Genomic DNA, 15,705 nt, shown 5'->3' with positions numbered 1-15,705 from the left:
GATCTCCGATGGCGTGCGCCGGACCATTGCACTCCTGAAGTCCTGCACCAACGCCCTCGCTGCGACGCCCGCCATCTACCACGGGAACACGAACGCTCTGGCCGTCGGCGCCCATACCTGCGACTGCCACTCTCCCGGGCTCAACCCGCCCGACACACCCCTAACCTCGACCGCCCTCAGATCGCGCGTGGTTGCCCACCGTGCCGGTCGAGCAGTGCCCGGCACCCGGAACCTGGACGCCGCGACCCAGGCCGGTCAGTCATGAAAGAACTCAGATCGCCGCTCGCCATTTTGGCTGCCGTAGGGCTGATTGTGTCTGTTTGCGGAATTCTTTTTTTGCTTCTAGTTATCATCCATCAGGCGAATCCATTGCCGTGGGTGCCTGCCGACGCACTCTCGTGGGACGGGTTTACCGCGATTATTTCCACCCTGCTGTCAGCAGGCATCGCCGGCGGCGTCGCAGCTTTGGTTCTCAACGTCCAGAATAAACACCAAGTCAGGATTCAGGACAAGACCTTCAATGAACAGCGGGAGCAAGCTCGTATGCAACGCGAGGTGCAATCTGCAGCGGACCTGGCCAAAGAAATCGATCAACGGTGGCATCTTTACGATGATGTGTTTGATCTCGAGAAAAAATTCGGGGACCTGTATCTTCCAGCCGTTCAAATACGTGACTTGCGCAGATTGACCAACCTCTGGACAGCTCAGCTCAATGGTGACCTTTTGCAGAAGGCGGGCATCACTCGTGCCGATCTTGGAAATGCGGTGCAGAAATACGTGCGCGGCATCGACTGGGCAATAGCCCACTACGGTTACGCAGAGGGGCGTTCGTCCAGCATCAATTCAGAGGGTCCGGTCACACCCGGCCGGGTAATGGATAAGGCACATACCGCGCTGGCAAAATTCGCCCACTACATAACCAGCCTGCCTGTCGCACCGGATGACACCGCATGCCGTTGGTTGCGTCAATTTGTGCGCAACGGCCAAGACCTGGGCACTTTTCTATTCGACCAACCTGAAAAGCGCCAGCCAAACAATGTCCCGTGACGGGTCTGTTGGAGGCTTTCATTCCACGGAAGGATGAGAGTCATGGGAGCACCGAGGAAGTGCCCCGACGAGTTGCGTGAGCGTGCCACTCGGATGGCGGTGGAGGCCCGGCGGGACCCGGCGACCAAGGCCGGGGCGCTGGCGCGGATCGGGCAGCAGTTGGGGATTAATCCGGAGACGCTGCGGAACTGGGTGAGACAGGCCGAGGTGGACGAGGGTTACCGGCCGGGGACCACCACCGATGACGCCCAGCGGTTGGCCGAGCTGGAGAAAGAAGTGCGGGAGCTTCGTAGGGCCAACGCCATTCTGCGGTCGGCCTCGGCTTTCTTCGCGTCAATGTCATCGTAGGACGTGCCGGCGGGGTTGGCTCGTTTATTCGCTGTCCTCGATCTTGGTGGGCTTGTCCGCGATGTGCCGCCCCGCCGGTCCGGCCGGGCGAGGTCCGGGTGTGGCCTGATAGGGCCTCTGTGTCAAGAGAGGGCCGGTGGGGCGGCGGCGAGGTCCTTGAGCATGGTGCGGTAGATGACGTTGCTCAGTCGGCGTTTGAGGGCCCTGCGGGCCTCACGGGGCGTCTTGCCCTCTTGAATCTTCTTCAGGTAGTTCTCCCGGCCCGGGCCGCCGTGTTGAACCTGGCATACGGCCATGACGTGCAGCACCGAATTCAGTCGACGGTTGCCACCGGGGTTCAGGCGTTGCCGCAGATTATCCCCGCTGGAGGTGTCCAAGGGTGCGACCCCGGTGCAGCTGGCGAAGTGGCCGGCCGAGCGGAACCGGCGTACGTCCCCGACCTCGCCCAGGATCTTCCCGGCGTGCAACGTGCCGATGCCTTGGAGTTCCATCAAGAAGCTGCCGGTGCCCTGAAGCTCCTCGGCGATCTTCTGCTCGTAGTCGTCCATGAGCCTCTCCAGCCGGGCGACCTCACCGACCAGATCGCGGGCCAGGTCACGCCGGCACTGTGCTCGATAGCCGTGCTCGCCCGTAGCCCGCGCAACGCCGCCCGCGCTCGAGTCGAGGTCAACCCCCGGGGCACGCCCCCGGCGATCAGATTCCGGAGCAGATCGTGCAAACGGTTCAGGGCCCTGGTCCGGTCACCCTTGAGGCCGTCACGGGCGTGGGTGAGCAGGTTCAGAATCTCGGCGTGGTCCTCGGCAGCCACCGGCCGCAGACCCTCGTGGTGTTGTGCGGCCCAGCCGACGGCCCGGGTGTCGGCGGCATCGGTCTTCCGGCCGCCGCCGGTGTGCAGCACCCGGGCCTTCATCGACAGGGTGGCATGGACGTCGAGCACCTCGTGGCCTTGGGTGAGCAGGTACTGGGCGATCCCCGGCCCATGCCCTTGGCACCTTCTACGGCGAAGATGATGTCCTCGAACTGGGATGCCCAGGCCAGCACGGCCGGGCCGGTGCCTTTGGTCACGGCAAAACGCCGTGTGGCTCTCACCGTGCCATCAGCGGCCAATGCGGCGGCGGTGAGCGAGGACTTGTGCGGGTCGATCCCGATGACGGTCATGACGGGCGGCTTCCGCTCGTAGGGATATGAAGCTCCCTCGGTGGGCACTCTGACTTCAATCCACCTGCACGCCTCTGTCGAACCACACCCAGGGCAGGTGGCGGCCGGCCGGGCACCCTATCAGTGAGCCAACCCCTTCCCAGGGGTGCCAAGAAGCAAGCGGACCAGCGCCGACCGCCACCATCAATACTACGAAGCTGCAGACTCCCCAGCGCTGGCCACTACCCATTCAAGACAAGTCAGAGGCAAAAACGTTGGGGTGCAGGTCGCCGCCCCGTTTCGACAGCCGCCGTCATGTCAGAAGGCTCGAGTCGGGTTCTTCCACACGGCCCCGTCGTAGGTGAGTTCGTACAGGCCCGCGTCCAGCGCTCGGTGGTGATTGGGGCACAGAAGCTGCCCATTGGCGACGTCGGACGGACCACCCTCGCTGTCCGGAACGACGTGAGCGGCCTCCAGAATGAACGCTTCCTCTAGCCCGCAGACAGCGCACTCTGCTGGGTAGTGCCGCAAGAGCAGCCTCCGGAAGGCCTGCTGGTGTAGCCGGTGTCTGCTGAGGCCTTGGGTATAGCGGGCCTCGATTGCCGAGGCCACTCGTTCGACCGGTCGATGGGACGCCCACAGAAGCTCCAGATCGTCGGCGACATCGGGAGTGAGAAGTACGCCTCCGCCTTGGAAGGTCCAGCCGCTGTCTGGGATCTCTCCTTGAGCACCTCCCGAGGAAGCACCTCCTGCGGGCAGAGCAGGGTGTCCCAGGCGACGTCGACGAACGGAGCCTGCTCCTGCCGCTCCGTGTCCCAGTGATCCCAGTGTTCGATCTCGCTGCGGGCGGTTCCCGAGGCGATCATGCCGAGAGGCTTCGTCCCCACCTTGAGAAGGAAAATCCTGTCCCCAGGGTGCATGCCGGAGGTGCGGCTTCCCGTCGACCACCTGTCCGGCGCTTGTCCCTGTTCGGCGATGAGCTGTTGCATGCGATCGCGATCATCCTGCGACCATTCCCAGCTGCCGGGATTCCACAGGAGCACGAAGGCTGACGGAGGGCGGGGGAAGTCCCCGGGTGGGTCTCCTCCGACCACGTTGAAGCCCAGATCCGTCAGTTTGCGCGCCGTCGTGTCCAGGCCCCCGTTGAACATCTCATGACGCAGAGGTCGGCCGTGCTGGTGACCGCAAGCGGCCCCCAGGAGCGCTTTGGAGTCGTAGCGTCTGCCCTCGTATTCCACGAAATAGGTGCTGGATCGGCCGAAGCCGTACTTCTCCAGGAACCGATCTCGTCCGAGCTCGTCGAACTCGTGCATGGCCGCCACGACGGCTCCAGGATCGGTGAGGTCACTCAGCTTCATGCTTTGCACCATAAAGCCACGGAACAGTCAGGGCCAGGCGCGGTTCGACAGGCGTGGACCAACCAACGACTGACCGACACACGTCCGCTGACAAGACACAATAGTTCCCATGGCCGAATCCGATGACGTGACAACCAGCCGCTCCCGCGTGACCCTTCCGTCCGCTCAGAAGATGTACTGGGCGGCGGAGCAGTGGCGGGACCGATCGTTGATCGACGACCGCAGTCTCTTCAGCGGGGAGCCAATCAACAGCGCGGCTGCGGTGCAGGAACTGGTCGAGGCCTTCATCGATCAGCCGGACGAGGGCTCCGGGACCTTCTACGAGAAGCTCGAGACCCAGCTGTCCACGGTCAGCGCGGACGCGGTGCAGCTTGCCGCCGAGCTCATGTACGTCTACTACCTCATCGTCACCACTCGGGCGGCGCGGGCCAAGACGAAGCGCGACCAGATCCAGATGATCCTCGACTACCGCGATGCCGGCACCACGGATCTGCCGGACGAGTTTGCCGAGGCGCTCGCCGGTGGTGTCGCTCATCCCGGAACTGGCTACAACACGTTCCGGTGGAAGATGTTTGCCTACCTCATCCGGGTCTACGAAACGGCGAAGAAGTTGCCTCGCGCCGAGCGAACTGGCGTCTTCACGGACTGGAGTACTTTCCAGCGCTTCATGGGCGGCATCGACGACCAGTCCGTGTGGAGCCAGCGATTCGCCCTCGAGCACATGCTTTTCCCGAACTACGCGCCGGCCATCACGAGCCGTGATGACCGGCGCGCCCTGCCCAAGTTTTTTGCGGACCGGCTGGGTGCGGAATTCGAGGTTGCCGAGATCGTACGGCGGCTCGAGCCGAACGCCTGGTTCGGGAACCACGCGTACACGGACTTGTATCGGACGCCCTATCGGGAGGTGTGGCAGCAGCCCAATCCGAAGATGGACGCCTACGTCTCGTGGGCGCGGCGTTTCGTCGACGTGCTGGAGCAGCCTCGCGCCGCGTGGGAGGAGTGTGCGCTCCGGGCTGCGGAGGCTCTGCGAGCAGCAAGCAGCGGGGCGCCTGTCGCCGGGCCGCTGCGCGCGGCGCTCGCCGACTTGGATGCGGGAGTCGCACCGGTAGTCTCGGCCGTCGTGTCCTGGGCCGAGAACGACGACGCTGCCGCCCGGTACGCCCTGACCGCCTTCGCGGATCACCGCGGAGGGGAGGCGATCGACCGCTTTCTGGACCGGGTGCCTGACGACGTGCTGCCGAGCGGCAAGGCTCAGATGGCACTCGCCTCAGCCTTGCTCATGGCGCAGCGTGCTGAGGAGTTCCCACTCTGGCCGTTCGAGACCGCGGCCACGGCCCACCGTCTCGCCAACGGTTATCCGGGGCAGGACGCCTCCACAGTGGGGGAGAACTACGTTCTTTACCTCGAGCGACTCGACGCCACTCGCGTCGGCCTCGGAACGCCGGAAGACCTCTGGGGTACCCGCCTCGACGCAGCTGTGCTCGCCGACATCCTCGTGCGAACTGATCGCCCCGAGGGGTGGGAGGACACCGAGTGGCGAGCCTTCGACGCCTGGCGCACCGGCAAGACCGTCGCACTGACTACGCAGGACAGTACTCCGGCAGCTGGGGCGGTTACCGCGCCGGCAGAGGTTCCGGTGGCGGAGGTTCCGTCGTCGGACTCCTTCGAGGACCTCGCGGCCGGACTGTCCCTGGACGAGGAGGGGGCCGAGTGGCTCGAGGAGACCCTCGAGCTGCTCCAGCTGAAGAAGCAGCTGATCCTGCAAGGGCCTCCGGGCACGGGGAAGACCTACTTGGGGCGCAAGCTTGCGGAGTTTCTCGCCGGCGACCCGAAGCGGGTGATGCTCACACAGTTCCATCCGGGGACGAGCTATGAGGACTTCGTGCAGGGACTTCGACCGGACCCGGACAACCCGACGTCGTTCCGGGTGGTCGACGGCCCGCTGCTCCGCATCGCGAAGGAGGCGCGGGCGCACCCCGAGGACACCTATGTGTTGCTCGTCGACGAGATCAACCGGGGTAATGTCCCGGCGGTGTTCGGGGAGCTCTATTACCTGCTCGAGTATCGCGACCAGGAGGTCACGCTGACCTACGGACAGGACTTCAGCCTGCCGGGCAACCTTTTCCTCATCGGCACCATGAACACCGCCGACCGCTCCATCACGGCCCTGGACTCGGCGCTGCGCAGGCGCTTCTACGTCCGCGACCTGCGACCGGGCGAGACCCCGGTGGACGGCATGCTCCGGAGCCACCTCGCCCAGCACGACGCCGAGCTGAAGTGGCTCGCCGAGCTCCTCGACCGGGCAAATGGCATCATTAAGGACAAGGACCAGCACGTCGGCCCCAGCCACTTCATGGGTGCGCAGATGGATGAGACCCGAGCCCGACGTGCTTGGGACTACACCGTGATGCCGACTCTGCGCGAGGTTTTCTACCGCCGCCCGGAGTTTCTGGACCAGCTCGAATTCGCGACTCTGAAGGCGGCCGTGACGCACACGGCGGGCGATGCTGCAGCTGACTGAGTGGGCGACCTCTGGGCCCCTGACTCTGAGTTCCGCCCAGCGGCATGTGCTGGAGACCCGCTTCGAGGCCGTCGTCCGCGCGACCGGCAAGGGCGATGAGGTCACCGTACGCCCCGGCGGGGTGGTGGGCAGCGTGAGCGTCGGCGGCGTCCCGATCGTGGTGCGGCCCAAGATCCCGATCGATCGGGTGCTGTTCATGACCGCCTACGCCGCTGACCCGTTCCGCTGGGAGGAGAACTGGTCGGCCATAGCCGGCGTCGACGACCTCGAGGACGGCATGGCCGCCCTCTTCGTCGCGGCGTGCCGTCGGACACTGCAGCGCGGACTGCTGCGCTCGTACCGGACCATCGACGCCGACCTACCGATGGTGAAGGGGCGGGTGCGCTGGAACGTCCAGGCACGGAGGCGCGCGCCGCTGCCCGTCGCGTCCCGCTTCCAGGTGCACGACGACGACATCACGGAGAACCGGATCCTCCGCGAGGCACTAGCGGTGCTGCGCCACAGCCGCCTGACCGATCCGGCGCTCGCCGCCGGGGTGGACCGGCTGTGGCGGAGCCTGGAGCACGTCCGGCCGCTGCGGGATCCCCTCCCTGATCTGGACACGATCACCTGGACCCGGCAGAACGAGCACTACCGCCAGGTCCTCGGCCTGGCACGGGTGGTGCTGGAGAACTCCATGGTCGATCTCGCCGGTGGAACCGTGGGTACGGTCGGCTTCACGCTGCGCCTGCACGACATCTTCGAGCGCTTCGTGCGCACGGCCCTCCGTGAGGCCGTCGCCCTCTCGGAGACCGAGTTCCCCAACAGCTGGCGGGGCAGGGGGCTGTCATTGGCCGAGAGCGGACAGGTCCCGCTGGTGCCGGACCTCGGTGTGCGGGTCGGCGGACAGTGGCGCTTCGTGGGCGACGTGAAGTACAAGCGTGACGCGGGGCCCAGCCACGAGGCTGATCTCTACCAATTGCTGGCCTACGCGACGGCGACCGGATTGCCGGAGGCAACGCTGGTCTATGCCCAGGGGCCTCACACGCCGATCACCCACGACGTTCGGCACTCAGGGGAGCGGCTGCATCTACGGCACCTGGACCTGTTGGTTCCGCCATTGGCGGTGTTGCGGCAGGTTGGCGGGATCGCGCGAGAATCGGTCCGGGTCTGACCTGCCAGCGGACCGGGAACAGTCGGTGCTGGAGGCAGCAGGAGAACGGGCTGTCAGTATGTCCAGCGGTCGGACGTCGACCTTCTTGCCCATACGGGTGTTCAGATGACCGGCACGGGTCCAGAATTTGAGCCCGCCGTCTATGAGAGATCGACCGAGGTTCGCTGAAGCCGATCGGTTGAGGGGACTGCCTAGGTGTCTTCGGAATGGCTGGTCGTCGGTCGGCGCGCCCGTACCGGTGATATTGACGCATCATCGGGTGTCGTGAACCGCGCGTTTTGACGCTCGAACTAGGCTGGTGATGCAGCACGCTAACCTGCAGCAACCCCCACGCCGCAAACCCTGGAGCACCGATAAACCGATGAAGGCTGATTCGCCCCACTGGAAGGTGATGGGCCCGCCCGCGACGCCAGAGGAGGCGGCCGCCCTCGAAGCGTTCCGCGAGGTTCTGCCCGACGACGGGCGCACGACTGCGTGGGTCAACTTGACCTTCATCGACACCAACAACCGCACCGCTGAGGTCGATGTCCTACTCCTGACGCCAGTGGGCCTGTTCTGTGTCGAGCTCAAGGGCTGGCACGGGACTATCACCGGCAACTCCCAGCGCTGGTACCAACCGGGCAAGACGCACCCGAACCCGTTCCTGGTCACCGACCGCAAGGGCAAGCGCCTCGCCTCGCTGCTCAAGTCGTACACGTCGAGCCCACATATGGAGAGCGCCGTCCCGTGGGTCAACCCGCTCGTCGTTCTGCATGGCGAGGGCTCCACGTTCGCGGTCGACGCCTCCGGCCGCGCCGGTGTGGTTAAGCTCGACGGATACTCCGTCAGCTCCAAGCCTCCGCTGCTCCGGCTCAGCGACTTCCTCGCCACTCCGCCGACTAACCCGAAAGACAACATTGACCCGCAGCGTGCCCAACTCGTGCGGCACCTGTGCGAGAAGGCGGACTTCCGTCCGACGCCGAAGACGCGGATAGTGGGCGACTTCGCTGTCGCCGAGTCCGACCCCGTCGCCGAAGGGGTCGACTGGCAGGACGTGGTCGTCACGCACCCGAACCTGCCAAAAATCAAGCAGCGCCTGCGTTTGTACGACGTGCACCCCAAGGCGTCCGCGTCGGAGCGCAAGCGCATCGAGCAGCTCGCCCAGCGCGAGTATCAGCTCACTTTCGGGATCCGCCACGAGGGCATCGCCGTCCCGCAGCAGTTCCTGGTGACCGATGACGGCCCGGCGCTGGTATTCGAGTACCAGGACGCCGAGCGACCGCTCGACGCGTTCCTCGCCGACGATGGCGCCGCGCTGACGCTCGACCACCGGGTCGCGATGGTCGAGCAGCTCGGCGACATTCTTCGGTACGCCCACAACCGTCATCTGTTCCACCGCGCGCTATCGCCGCAGCGTGTGTGGGTTCGACCATCGCCTGACGGTCCGCGCTTGGAGGTGCGCGACTGGTATTCGGCGCAGAAGGACCGTGAGACGGCCGCAACGACCCGCTGGACCGTCATCAGCCGCGGCGTGACGGACCTGCTCGGTGTCGCGGGCGCGGAGGACCTGGTGTGGCTCGCTCCCGAAGCCCGCCAGTCGGTCACCGATGTACCTGGTGCGCCGCTGGATGTCTTCGGGTTCGGAGCCGTGGCTTTCCTCATCCTGACCGGAAAAGCACCGGCCACGACGATCGCCGATGTCCAAGAGGTCCAGCAGCAGGCTGGACGGTTCGACCCGCGTGCGGTCACCGCCGGACTGCCGGACTCCCTGGCCGAGGTCGTGGGAGAGCTGACGGCCGTCGACGAGGCCGAGCGACCGGCGTCGGTCGAGGACGCGCTCGGGCTGGTCCGCATGGCGTGGGATGAGGTACGCCGACCGGACGACCAGGCCCCCCCTGCGGAGATCGCGGACCCGCTCGACGCCCAGACCGGCGACATGATCGGTGGACGCTTCCTAGTCGCTGGCCGCCGCGGCGAGGGATCGTCGGGTGTGGCCCTCGCCGTGCTGGATGACGAGGCAGGCGACGACAGGGAACTCATCCTCAAGGTTGCCCGCGACGACGCCGCGGGTCGCAGGCTCGACATCGAAGCCGAGGTGCTCGGAGGGCTTGAGCACCCGCGCGTCGTCCGACTGATCGAGACGCTTGAACTCGGTGGCCGAAGCGCCTTGCTCATGTCTGACGCAGGCAAGGAGACCCTCGCCGCGCGCCTCATCAAGGAAGGCCAGTCGACCCTGGAGCAGCTGCAGCGGTGGGGCACCGACCTGCTGGAGGCCATGGCGTACCTGGTCGACGTCAAGGGCGTCTTCCACCGCGACATCAAGCCCGCGAACCTCGGCATCGCCCCGGACCCCGGTTACCGGAAGCCGCACCTGACACTCTTCGACTTCTCGCTCGCCCGCGAGCCCTTGGACAACGTCGCCTCCGGCACGCCCGGATACCTCGACCCATATCTGGGCAAGGGGCGCCGCAGCCGCTATGACCGGGCGGCGGAATTATGGGCGGTTTCGGTGACGTTGTTCGAGATGGCGACTGGTGTGCTGCCGTGGTGGTCCAACGGCGGGGGCGCACCTGCCTCCACTACGGACCGTCCGGTGGTGGAGCCGACGTCGTTCGACCCTGCCGTGAGCGCGCAGCTTACTGAGCTGTTCCGTAAGGCCCTGTCGCCCGACATTAGGGAGCGGTTCGGGAACGTCGAAGACCTGCTGCACGCCTGGGGTGAGGCATTCGCGAGCCTTGCACTGGACGAGGACGCCCGGCGGAAGGACGACGAGCTCGCTTCCAAGGTCACCTTGGAGACGCCGTTGGAGCAGTCGGGCTTGTCCGCGCAGGCCCTGTCCGCCCTGCGCCGTCTGGACGGCGTGGTTACGGTCGCGGACGTGCTGGGCGTGCACCCGGTCAAGATCAACGGAATCCGCGGGCTGGGGGAGACCTACCGCAAGGAGATCCAGGCCCGCATCGCGCAATGGCGCGCATCACTGAGCTCGGCCGAGCCTGCTCCGGGGGTTGAGGTAACGCTCGGCGTCGACCGCGTGGTCGACAACCTGCTCGAGATGCTTCCCGCGGCGAACAAGCCGCTCGCGCACGGCCTTCTCGGCCTTGGCGATGGCGCCTCGTGGCCCACGGCGGCCGATGTCGCGGCCAGCTTCCAGACCACGCGCGAACGCGTCATCAGCATGCTCGACGACGCAGTCGGCGAATGGTCGAAGGACAAGCCATTCCTCGCCGCGCGCAGCGAGCTGACCAACATCATCGCGAACGCAGGGCGCGTCATGACGGTGCGCGAGGCGGTCGCCGCGCTCCTGACGCTGCGCGGCTCCACGCTCGACGGCGCCGAACGTTCGACCTACGGCACTGCGCTCGTGCGGGCTATCGTTGAGCTCGACGCACGCGACACCCATCCTGTCTTCGTGCTGCGCCGCCGTGCCGGCGCCAAGGTGGACCTGCTGGCACTGAGCGAGCACGCCGCGACCGTGGAGGACGGCGGAGTTGCCCCGCCTGCAGATCTGCTCACTGACCTGGCCGGCGAGCTCGGCGGTAAGGCCGACGACCTGGTTGCCGGTGGCGTCGTCGCCGCCAGTACGGCGATCACCGCGCTCCGCGGCGTCGTGAACGACCTCGACGGTGCCGGCCAGTGGCAGGTGACCGACGCGCGCCTCCTGCGATTGGCCGCGGGCGCGAGCCAGACGGCGGCAGTGTCGGGGTTTCAGGAGCTCTACCCGCGCGCACTGCCCATCAAGGAGGCACTGGAGTACGCGATGCGCGGCAAGCCTGGCCGCTCTATCAGCCAGATGGCGGTGGGACGCACGCTCAGTGCGCGGTTCCCGCACCTGGCCGAGCCGCTGCCGAACCCCGACCGGCTCAACGCGCTCATGCGCGAGCTGTACCCCGAGCTGGTGAACCGGAACGGTATCTATGCGCCCAAGAGCACCGCGCTGTACACCACGGGCACGGTCTCGACGACTCAGTTCGCGCCCACACCTGCCGCCGAGGTCGCGCGCAAGCTCACTGAGTCGCTCGAAAGGCATTCGGCGCTCACTCTCACCGTCGCGCCCAAGCGGTATGTCGCCGCCGCGAGGGCCTTGGCCTCGAAGTTCGACATCGATGTGCTGGACGTCGCCGAGCTCGTGGTCAGCGCTACTAGGGAGCAGATCGAGAAGGCCGGCGGTATCTGGAGCGGTCTGCTCGGCTATGACGCCCTGGACTGTGACAGCAAGCAGTGGAAGGCACTCGAGGGTGTCGTCCAGAGGTCGGTCGAACCCGTCTGGGGAGAACGACTCAGCGCGCACCGGCCGCTTCTGTTGACGAACGCTGGCCCCCTGGTGCGATACGGCATGACCTCGTTGCTTGCCACCCTGCTGGATACCGGCACCAAGCGTCCTGCCGCCCGCTGGCTGCTGGTCGCTAAGGCCGGCGACGCCCGCGCCCCGCTCTTGGAAGGCCGGTCGGTACCGCTGAGCCCGAGCGGCTGGATAGACCTTCCGCGCGACATGGCGCAGCTCGCCGATGACAAGACCATCCAACTTCAGCCCTGCAATCCCGGAGACCGTGCATGATCGACTCTTCCGCCCTCCTCGCCGCCCTCAAGACACAGCTGCGGACCCTGCAGATCGACCTGAAGGAGCGAGCCGACGACCCAACCACCACTTGGGGCGGCACCCTCCAGCGAGAGCACGCCGAAGCGTTGGGACGCGAGCGCACAGGGCTGTCTTGGGGTGCGTGGCGAGACAATGAAGTCGATCAGGCGGCCGTCGCGTGGATCGTCGCGACGACGTTCGTCCGGTTCTGCGAGGACAACGACCTGCTCGTCGGCGCCACCCTCGACGGAATTCCCGTCCCGGTCGGCTGGATCGCCGGGCCCGGCGACCGTATCCTTCGCGCACGCGAGAACCAGACCGCCTACTTCCGCGTCAACACCAGCCACCACGACCGTGACTGGCTCCAGCAGTCCTTCCGCGTGCTGGCAGCCCAGCCCGCCGGAGTATCGCTCGTTGACCCCCAGCACAACCCGGTCTGGACCGCAGAGGTCAGCGCCGAGGCCGCCAAGGGCCTCGTCGACTTCTGGCGCCGCACTTACGACGACGGCGCACTCGTGCACGACTTCACCGACCCCGACCTGGACACTCGCTTCCTCGGCGACCTGTACCAGGACCTGTCCGACCACGCAAAGAAGACCTACGCGCTCCTGCAGACGCCGGTATTCGTCGAAGAGTTCATCCTCGACCGCACCTTGACGCCCGCAATGGTCGAGTTTGGCGTTGACGGGCTCAAGTTGATCGACCCTACCTGCGGATCCGGTCACTTCCTGCTCGGAGCGTTCGAGCGCCTCAACCAACAGTGGGCCACCGAGGCGCCCGGGCTTGATCGCAAGCAACGCGTACACAAGGCGATGGAAGCCATCCACGGGGTCGACCTCAACCCATTCGCCGTCGCCATCGCTCGATTCCGCCTTACTGTCGCCGGAATCCTCGCCGCAGGCGAGAAGTCTTTGGTGGGTGTACCAGAGTGGGGATTCCACTTAGCTATCGGAGACTCGCTCCTCGGCGAGCAAGGCGTCACCGAAGCCCTTTTTGGTGAGGAAACCTATACCTATGCCACTGAGGACCTCGACAAGTACCACGATATCCTTCGGCCCGGCCAATATCACGTGGTAGTGGGAAATCCGCCGTACATCTCGGTTAAGGATCCCGTATTGAATGAGGCATATAGGAAGGCTTATCGGACAACGCACCGGCAGTATCAATTGACGGTGCCGTTCATGGAGCTCTTCTTTCGCCTCGCCATCAAGGGTGCGTCGGGGCTTGGAGCAGGGTACGTAGGCAAAATCACATCGAATGGCTTCATGAAGCAAGAGTTCGGCAAAAAACTAATTGAAGACTTTTTCGGCGGCTATCACACGGACAATCCTGTGGACGTACTGGGAATTTACGACACATCCCGTGCGCATATCCCTGGTCACGCGACGCCAACTGTAATTCTGGTGGGCCGAAGGCGTCGACCCGTATCGCAGTCCGTGCGCGTTGTCGTGGCCGTGCGAGGTGAACCGGGCAAGCCGGACGACCCCTCGCGTGGACTTGCTTGGTCCGAAGTGCGGGATCACGCGGACGACATTGAGTACTCAGGAGACTACGTCACCGTGACATCTCTTGACCGAAGCGCTCTGGGTCGACATCCATGGCCACTGGGAAGTCCGGAAATTGAGCGAGTTCTAGAGGTCATGAAGACGGGGACACGACTTCACGACGTAGCGAAAGTATTTGGGTACTCGGGCCAGACCAACTCGGACGGGGCGTTCCTCGGTGCACGGCGGGATTTTGTTCGCCGTGGGGTTGAAGAGGATTGGTTTAGGCCTTTTGTGGCTGGTGAAGACGTTAGGGATTACCGCATTGCAAACGGGGATTACGCACTGTTCCCGTACTCGATAGAGACTGGAAAGCTACTCGATATCCGAGAAACGATCGGCGCATTGAAGTGGATGTGGCCCCTTCGAGCCCAAACTTGGGCGCGAGCAACCTTCTCCAAACGGTCATACAGGGACGAGGGAAGAACTTGGTGGGAGTGGCATCAGATTGCGATTGACCGTGCAAAGTGCACCTTCACGCTGACATACCCTAATGTCGCGACACACAATCACTTCTCGCTCGATCGTGACCATAGATTGTTCAATCCGCATGCGCCGTTCGTGCAGCTACCCCACAATGCGACGGAGCGCGAGTATCTCGGACTACTTGGAGTTCTAAATAGTTCACTGGCCTGCTTCTGGCTCAAGCAGAAAAATCACAACAAGGGCAATGGCGGTATTGGAGGCGGAATCGGTGACGAGGATTGGGAGCCGAGGTACGAATTTGCTGGTGCGAAACTTAAGGACTTTCCGCTGGTGAAAGAGCTCCCCTATTCAATGGGGGAAACTCTCGACAGACTTGCTTCTGATCTTGAAGATGCGTCGCCGGCGGCAACGATTAACGCCTGGCTTATTGGGGATCGGCCGGAGGGCCTTAAAAGGGCTCTGTCTGAGGCGGAGCTCCTTTGGAATAGAATCTCGGAGCGACTAATTTTCGAGCAGGAAGAGCTCGACTGGCTCATGTATGCGTCATATGGAGTGACCGAGGAGTGTCTCACATATGAAGGCGGAGCGTGGGACCGGCTTCAACTGGGTGAGCGCGCTTTTGAAATTTCGCTAGCGAAGCGCGTCGAGAGAGGTATAGAAGAGTCTACTTGGTTCGAAAGACACGGATCCACGCACACTAGCACTCCGCCCGATTCCTGGCCCGAGGATTACCGGGACCTCGTTCGACGGCGTGTGGAGTCGATCGAGAACGAGCCTGGTCTTGCTCTGTTGGAGCGACCCGAGCACAAGCGTCGCTGGCTGAGGACGTCGTGGCAGACGCAGCTAAGGACGGCACTTCATAGGTCATTGCTCGATAGGCTTGAGGACCCTGAACTTTGGAGAGATTTCCAAGGGCCCGTCACGCGGTCGGTTACACAGCTTGGTGACCTTCTGCGGCAGGACGAAGTGCTATTGGAAGTAGCTCGCGTGCTTACCCGGAACGTGGAACCAGACGTGGCGTCAGTCATCGGTACTGTCGCGTTGACCGAGGCTGTGCCCTACCTGGCGGCGCATCGCTATAAGCCCTCGGGTCTGGAAATTTATCGAGAGTGGCAGCGTGTGTGGGAATTACAGAGGCTCGAGGATGAGGGCCAGATTGTCCGGATTGCCCTGCCGCGAAAGTACTCGTCAAAGGATTTCCAGAGGGTCGAATACTGGAAGGTTCGCGGCAAGCTCGACGTGCCCAAGGAGCGGTTTGTACTGTATCCGGGCGTTGGACGCGAGGGAGACAACAGCCTGGTGCTCGGCTGGGCGGGCTGGAGTCACCGTGACCAGGCGGTCGCGCTGGTCCGCGAGATCATGAACCAGCAGGCCCTCGGTGCGTCAAACGAAGCCCTCGTGCCCATGGTTGCCGGGCTCGTCGAGCTGGAGCCGTGGCTACACCAGTGGCACACCGAGCTCGAACCGGAGTTCGGGTCCAGCGCGGCGCAAGCGGTCACCAGCCAGATCGACCAGTTCCTTGCCCAGCTGCAAATGACCCGCGACGACGTGAACGCGTGGCGTCCGCCGGCCGCGGCGCGAGGGCGACGTCGCAGCGCCTGATCGACCTTGGTTTC

10 protein-coding genes and 1 pseudogene are annotated in these 15,705 nt (G+C 64.7%); 7 read left to right on the top strand and 4 right to left on the bottom strand.

What is annotated here, in order from left to right; all coding sequences use genetic code 11:
* Positions 1–261: 261 nt before the first annotated feature.
* Positions 262–1,047, top strand: coding sequence for a hypothetical protein (locus tag ACPYN7_RS10830; protein ID WP_424347641.1), 786 nt, complete (start codon positions 262–264; stop codon positions 1,045–1,047).
* A gap of 33 nt (positions 1,048–1,080) precedes the next feature.
* Positions 1,081–1,377: pseudogene (locus tag ACPYN7_RS10825) on the top strand (transposase); the annotation flags it as partial.
* Between the two features lie 140 nt (positions 1,378–1,517).
* Here ACPYN7_RS10825 and ACPYN7_RS10820 read toward each other — a convergent pair.
* On the bottom strand, positions 1,518–1,943 hold the full coding sequence (locus ACPYN7_RS10820) for a transposase (protein ID WP_424347640.1): 426 nt from the start codon (positions 1,941–1,943) through the stop codon (positions 1,518–1,520).
* Positions 1,886–2,332, bottom strand: coding sequence for an IS110 family transposase (locus ACPYN7_RS10815; RefSeq protein WP_424347639.1), 447 nt, complete (start codon positions 2,330–2,332; stop codon positions 1,886–1,888). Before ACPYN7_RS10815 ends, ACPYN7_RS10820 begins: the two co-directional genes overlap by 58 nt.
* On the opposite strand from ACPYN7_RS10815, the gene ACPYN7_RS10810 reads away from it, so the two are divergent.
* Positions 2,318–2,575, top strand: a complete 258-nt coding sequence (locus tag ACPYN7_RS10810; RefSeq protein WP_424347638.1) for a hypothetical protein — start codon at positions 2,318–2,320, stop codon at positions 2,573–2,575. The two genes, ACPYN7_RS10815 and ACPYN7_RS10810, sit on opposite strands and share 15 nt — an antisense overlap.
* A gap of 275 nt (positions 2,576–2,850) precedes the next feature.
* On the opposite strand, the gene ACPYN7_RS10805 is transcribed toward ACPYN7_RS10810, so the two are convergent.
* Positions 2,851–3,063, bottom strand: coding sequence for an HNH endonuclease (locus tag ACPYN7_RS10805; protein ID WP_424347637.1), 213 nt, complete (start codon positions 3,061–3,063; stop codon positions 2,851–2,853).
* Positions 3,024–3,890 carry a hypothetical protein gene (locus ACPYN7_RS10800; protein WP_424347636.1) on the bottom strand — a complete coding sequence of 289 codons (867 nt, stop codon included), beginning with the start codon at positions 3,888–3,890 and terminating at the stop codon, positions 3,024–3,026. The genes ACPYN7_RS10805 and ACPYN7_RS10800 overlap by 40 nt, the downstream gene beginning before the upstream one ends.
* A gap of 109 nt (positions 3,891–3,999) precedes the next feature.
* Here ACPYN7_RS10800 and ACPYN7_RS10795 point away from each other — a divergent pair, with 109 nt between their 5' ends.
* From ACPYN7_RS10795 to pglX, 4 genes are all read left to right on the top strand, one after another.
* Positions 4,000–6,411: an McrB family protein gene (locus tag ACPYN7_RS10795; RefSeq protein ID WP_424347635.1), complete on the top strand. Its 2,412-nt coding sequence runs from the start codon at positions 4,000–4,002 to the stop codon at positions 6,409–6,411.
* A gap of 46 nt (positions 6,412–6,457) precedes the next feature.
* Entirely contained in the window at positions 6,458–7,564 is a 1,107-nt protein-coding gene (locus tag ACPYN7_RS10790; RefSeq protein ID WP_424347634.1) for an McrC family protein, read from the top strand.
* Positions 7,565–7,865: 301 nt separating this feature from the next.
* Positions 7,866–12,098 (top strand): BREX system serine/threonine kinase PglW, encoded by a 4,233-nt coding sequence (pglW, locus tag ACPYN7_RS10785; protein ID WP_424347717.1) that lies wholly within the window; start codon positions 7,866–7,868, stop codon positions 12,096–12,098.
* A complete protein-coding gene (gene pglX / locus ACPYN7_RS10780; protein WP_424347633.1) occupies positions 12,095–15,691 on the top strand; it encodes a BREX-2 system adenine-specific DNA-methyltransferase PglX in 3,597 nt (1,198 codons plus the stop codon). The genes pglW and pglX overlap by 4 nt, the downstream gene beginning before the upstream one ends.
* Positions 15,692–15,705: the final 14 nt, after the last annotated feature.

The organism is Kocuria sp. CH-021 (assembly GCF_049716185.1).
Lineage (GTDB): Bacteria > Actinomycetota > Actinomycetes > Actinomycetales > Micrococcaceae > Kocuria > Kocuria cellulosilytica.
Note: the sequence above shows the minus strand (reverse complement) of the source record. Positions and strands in the feature narration are given on the sequence as shown.

What these genes read in the sequence shown, in the direction of transcription:
- ACPYN7_RS10830 (WP_424347641.1), top strand. Translation starts at nt 262, where the DNA reads ATGAAAGAACTCAGATCGCCGCTCGCCATTTTGGCTGCCGTAGGGCTG.
- ACPYN7_RS10820 (WP_424347640.1), bottom strand. Translation starts at nt 1,943, where the DNA reads ATGGACGACTACGAGCAGAAGATCGCCGAGGAGCTTCAGGGCACCGGC.
- ACPYN7_RS10810 (WP_424347638.1), top strand. Translation starts at nt 2,318, where the DNA reads ATGGACGTCGAGCACCTCGTGGCCTTGGGTGAGCAGGTACTGGGCGAT.
- ACPYN7_RS10800 (WP_424347636.1), bottom strand. Translation starts at nt 3,890, where the DNA reads ATGAAGCTGAGTGACCTCACCGATCCTGGAGCCGTCGTGGCGGCCATG.
- ACPYN7_RS10795 (WP_424347635.1), top strand. Translation starts at nt 4,000, where the DNA reads ATGGCCGAATCCGATGACGTGACAACCAGCCGCTCCCGCGTGACCCTT.
- pglW (WP_424347717.1), top strand. Translation starts at nt 7,866, where the DNA reads ATGCAGCACGCTAACCTGCAGCAACCCCCACGCCGCAAACCCTGGAGC.
- pglX (WP_424347633.1), top strand. Translation starts at nt 12,095, where the DNA reads ATGATCGACTCTTCCGCCCTCCTCGCCGCCCTCAAGACACAGCTGCGG.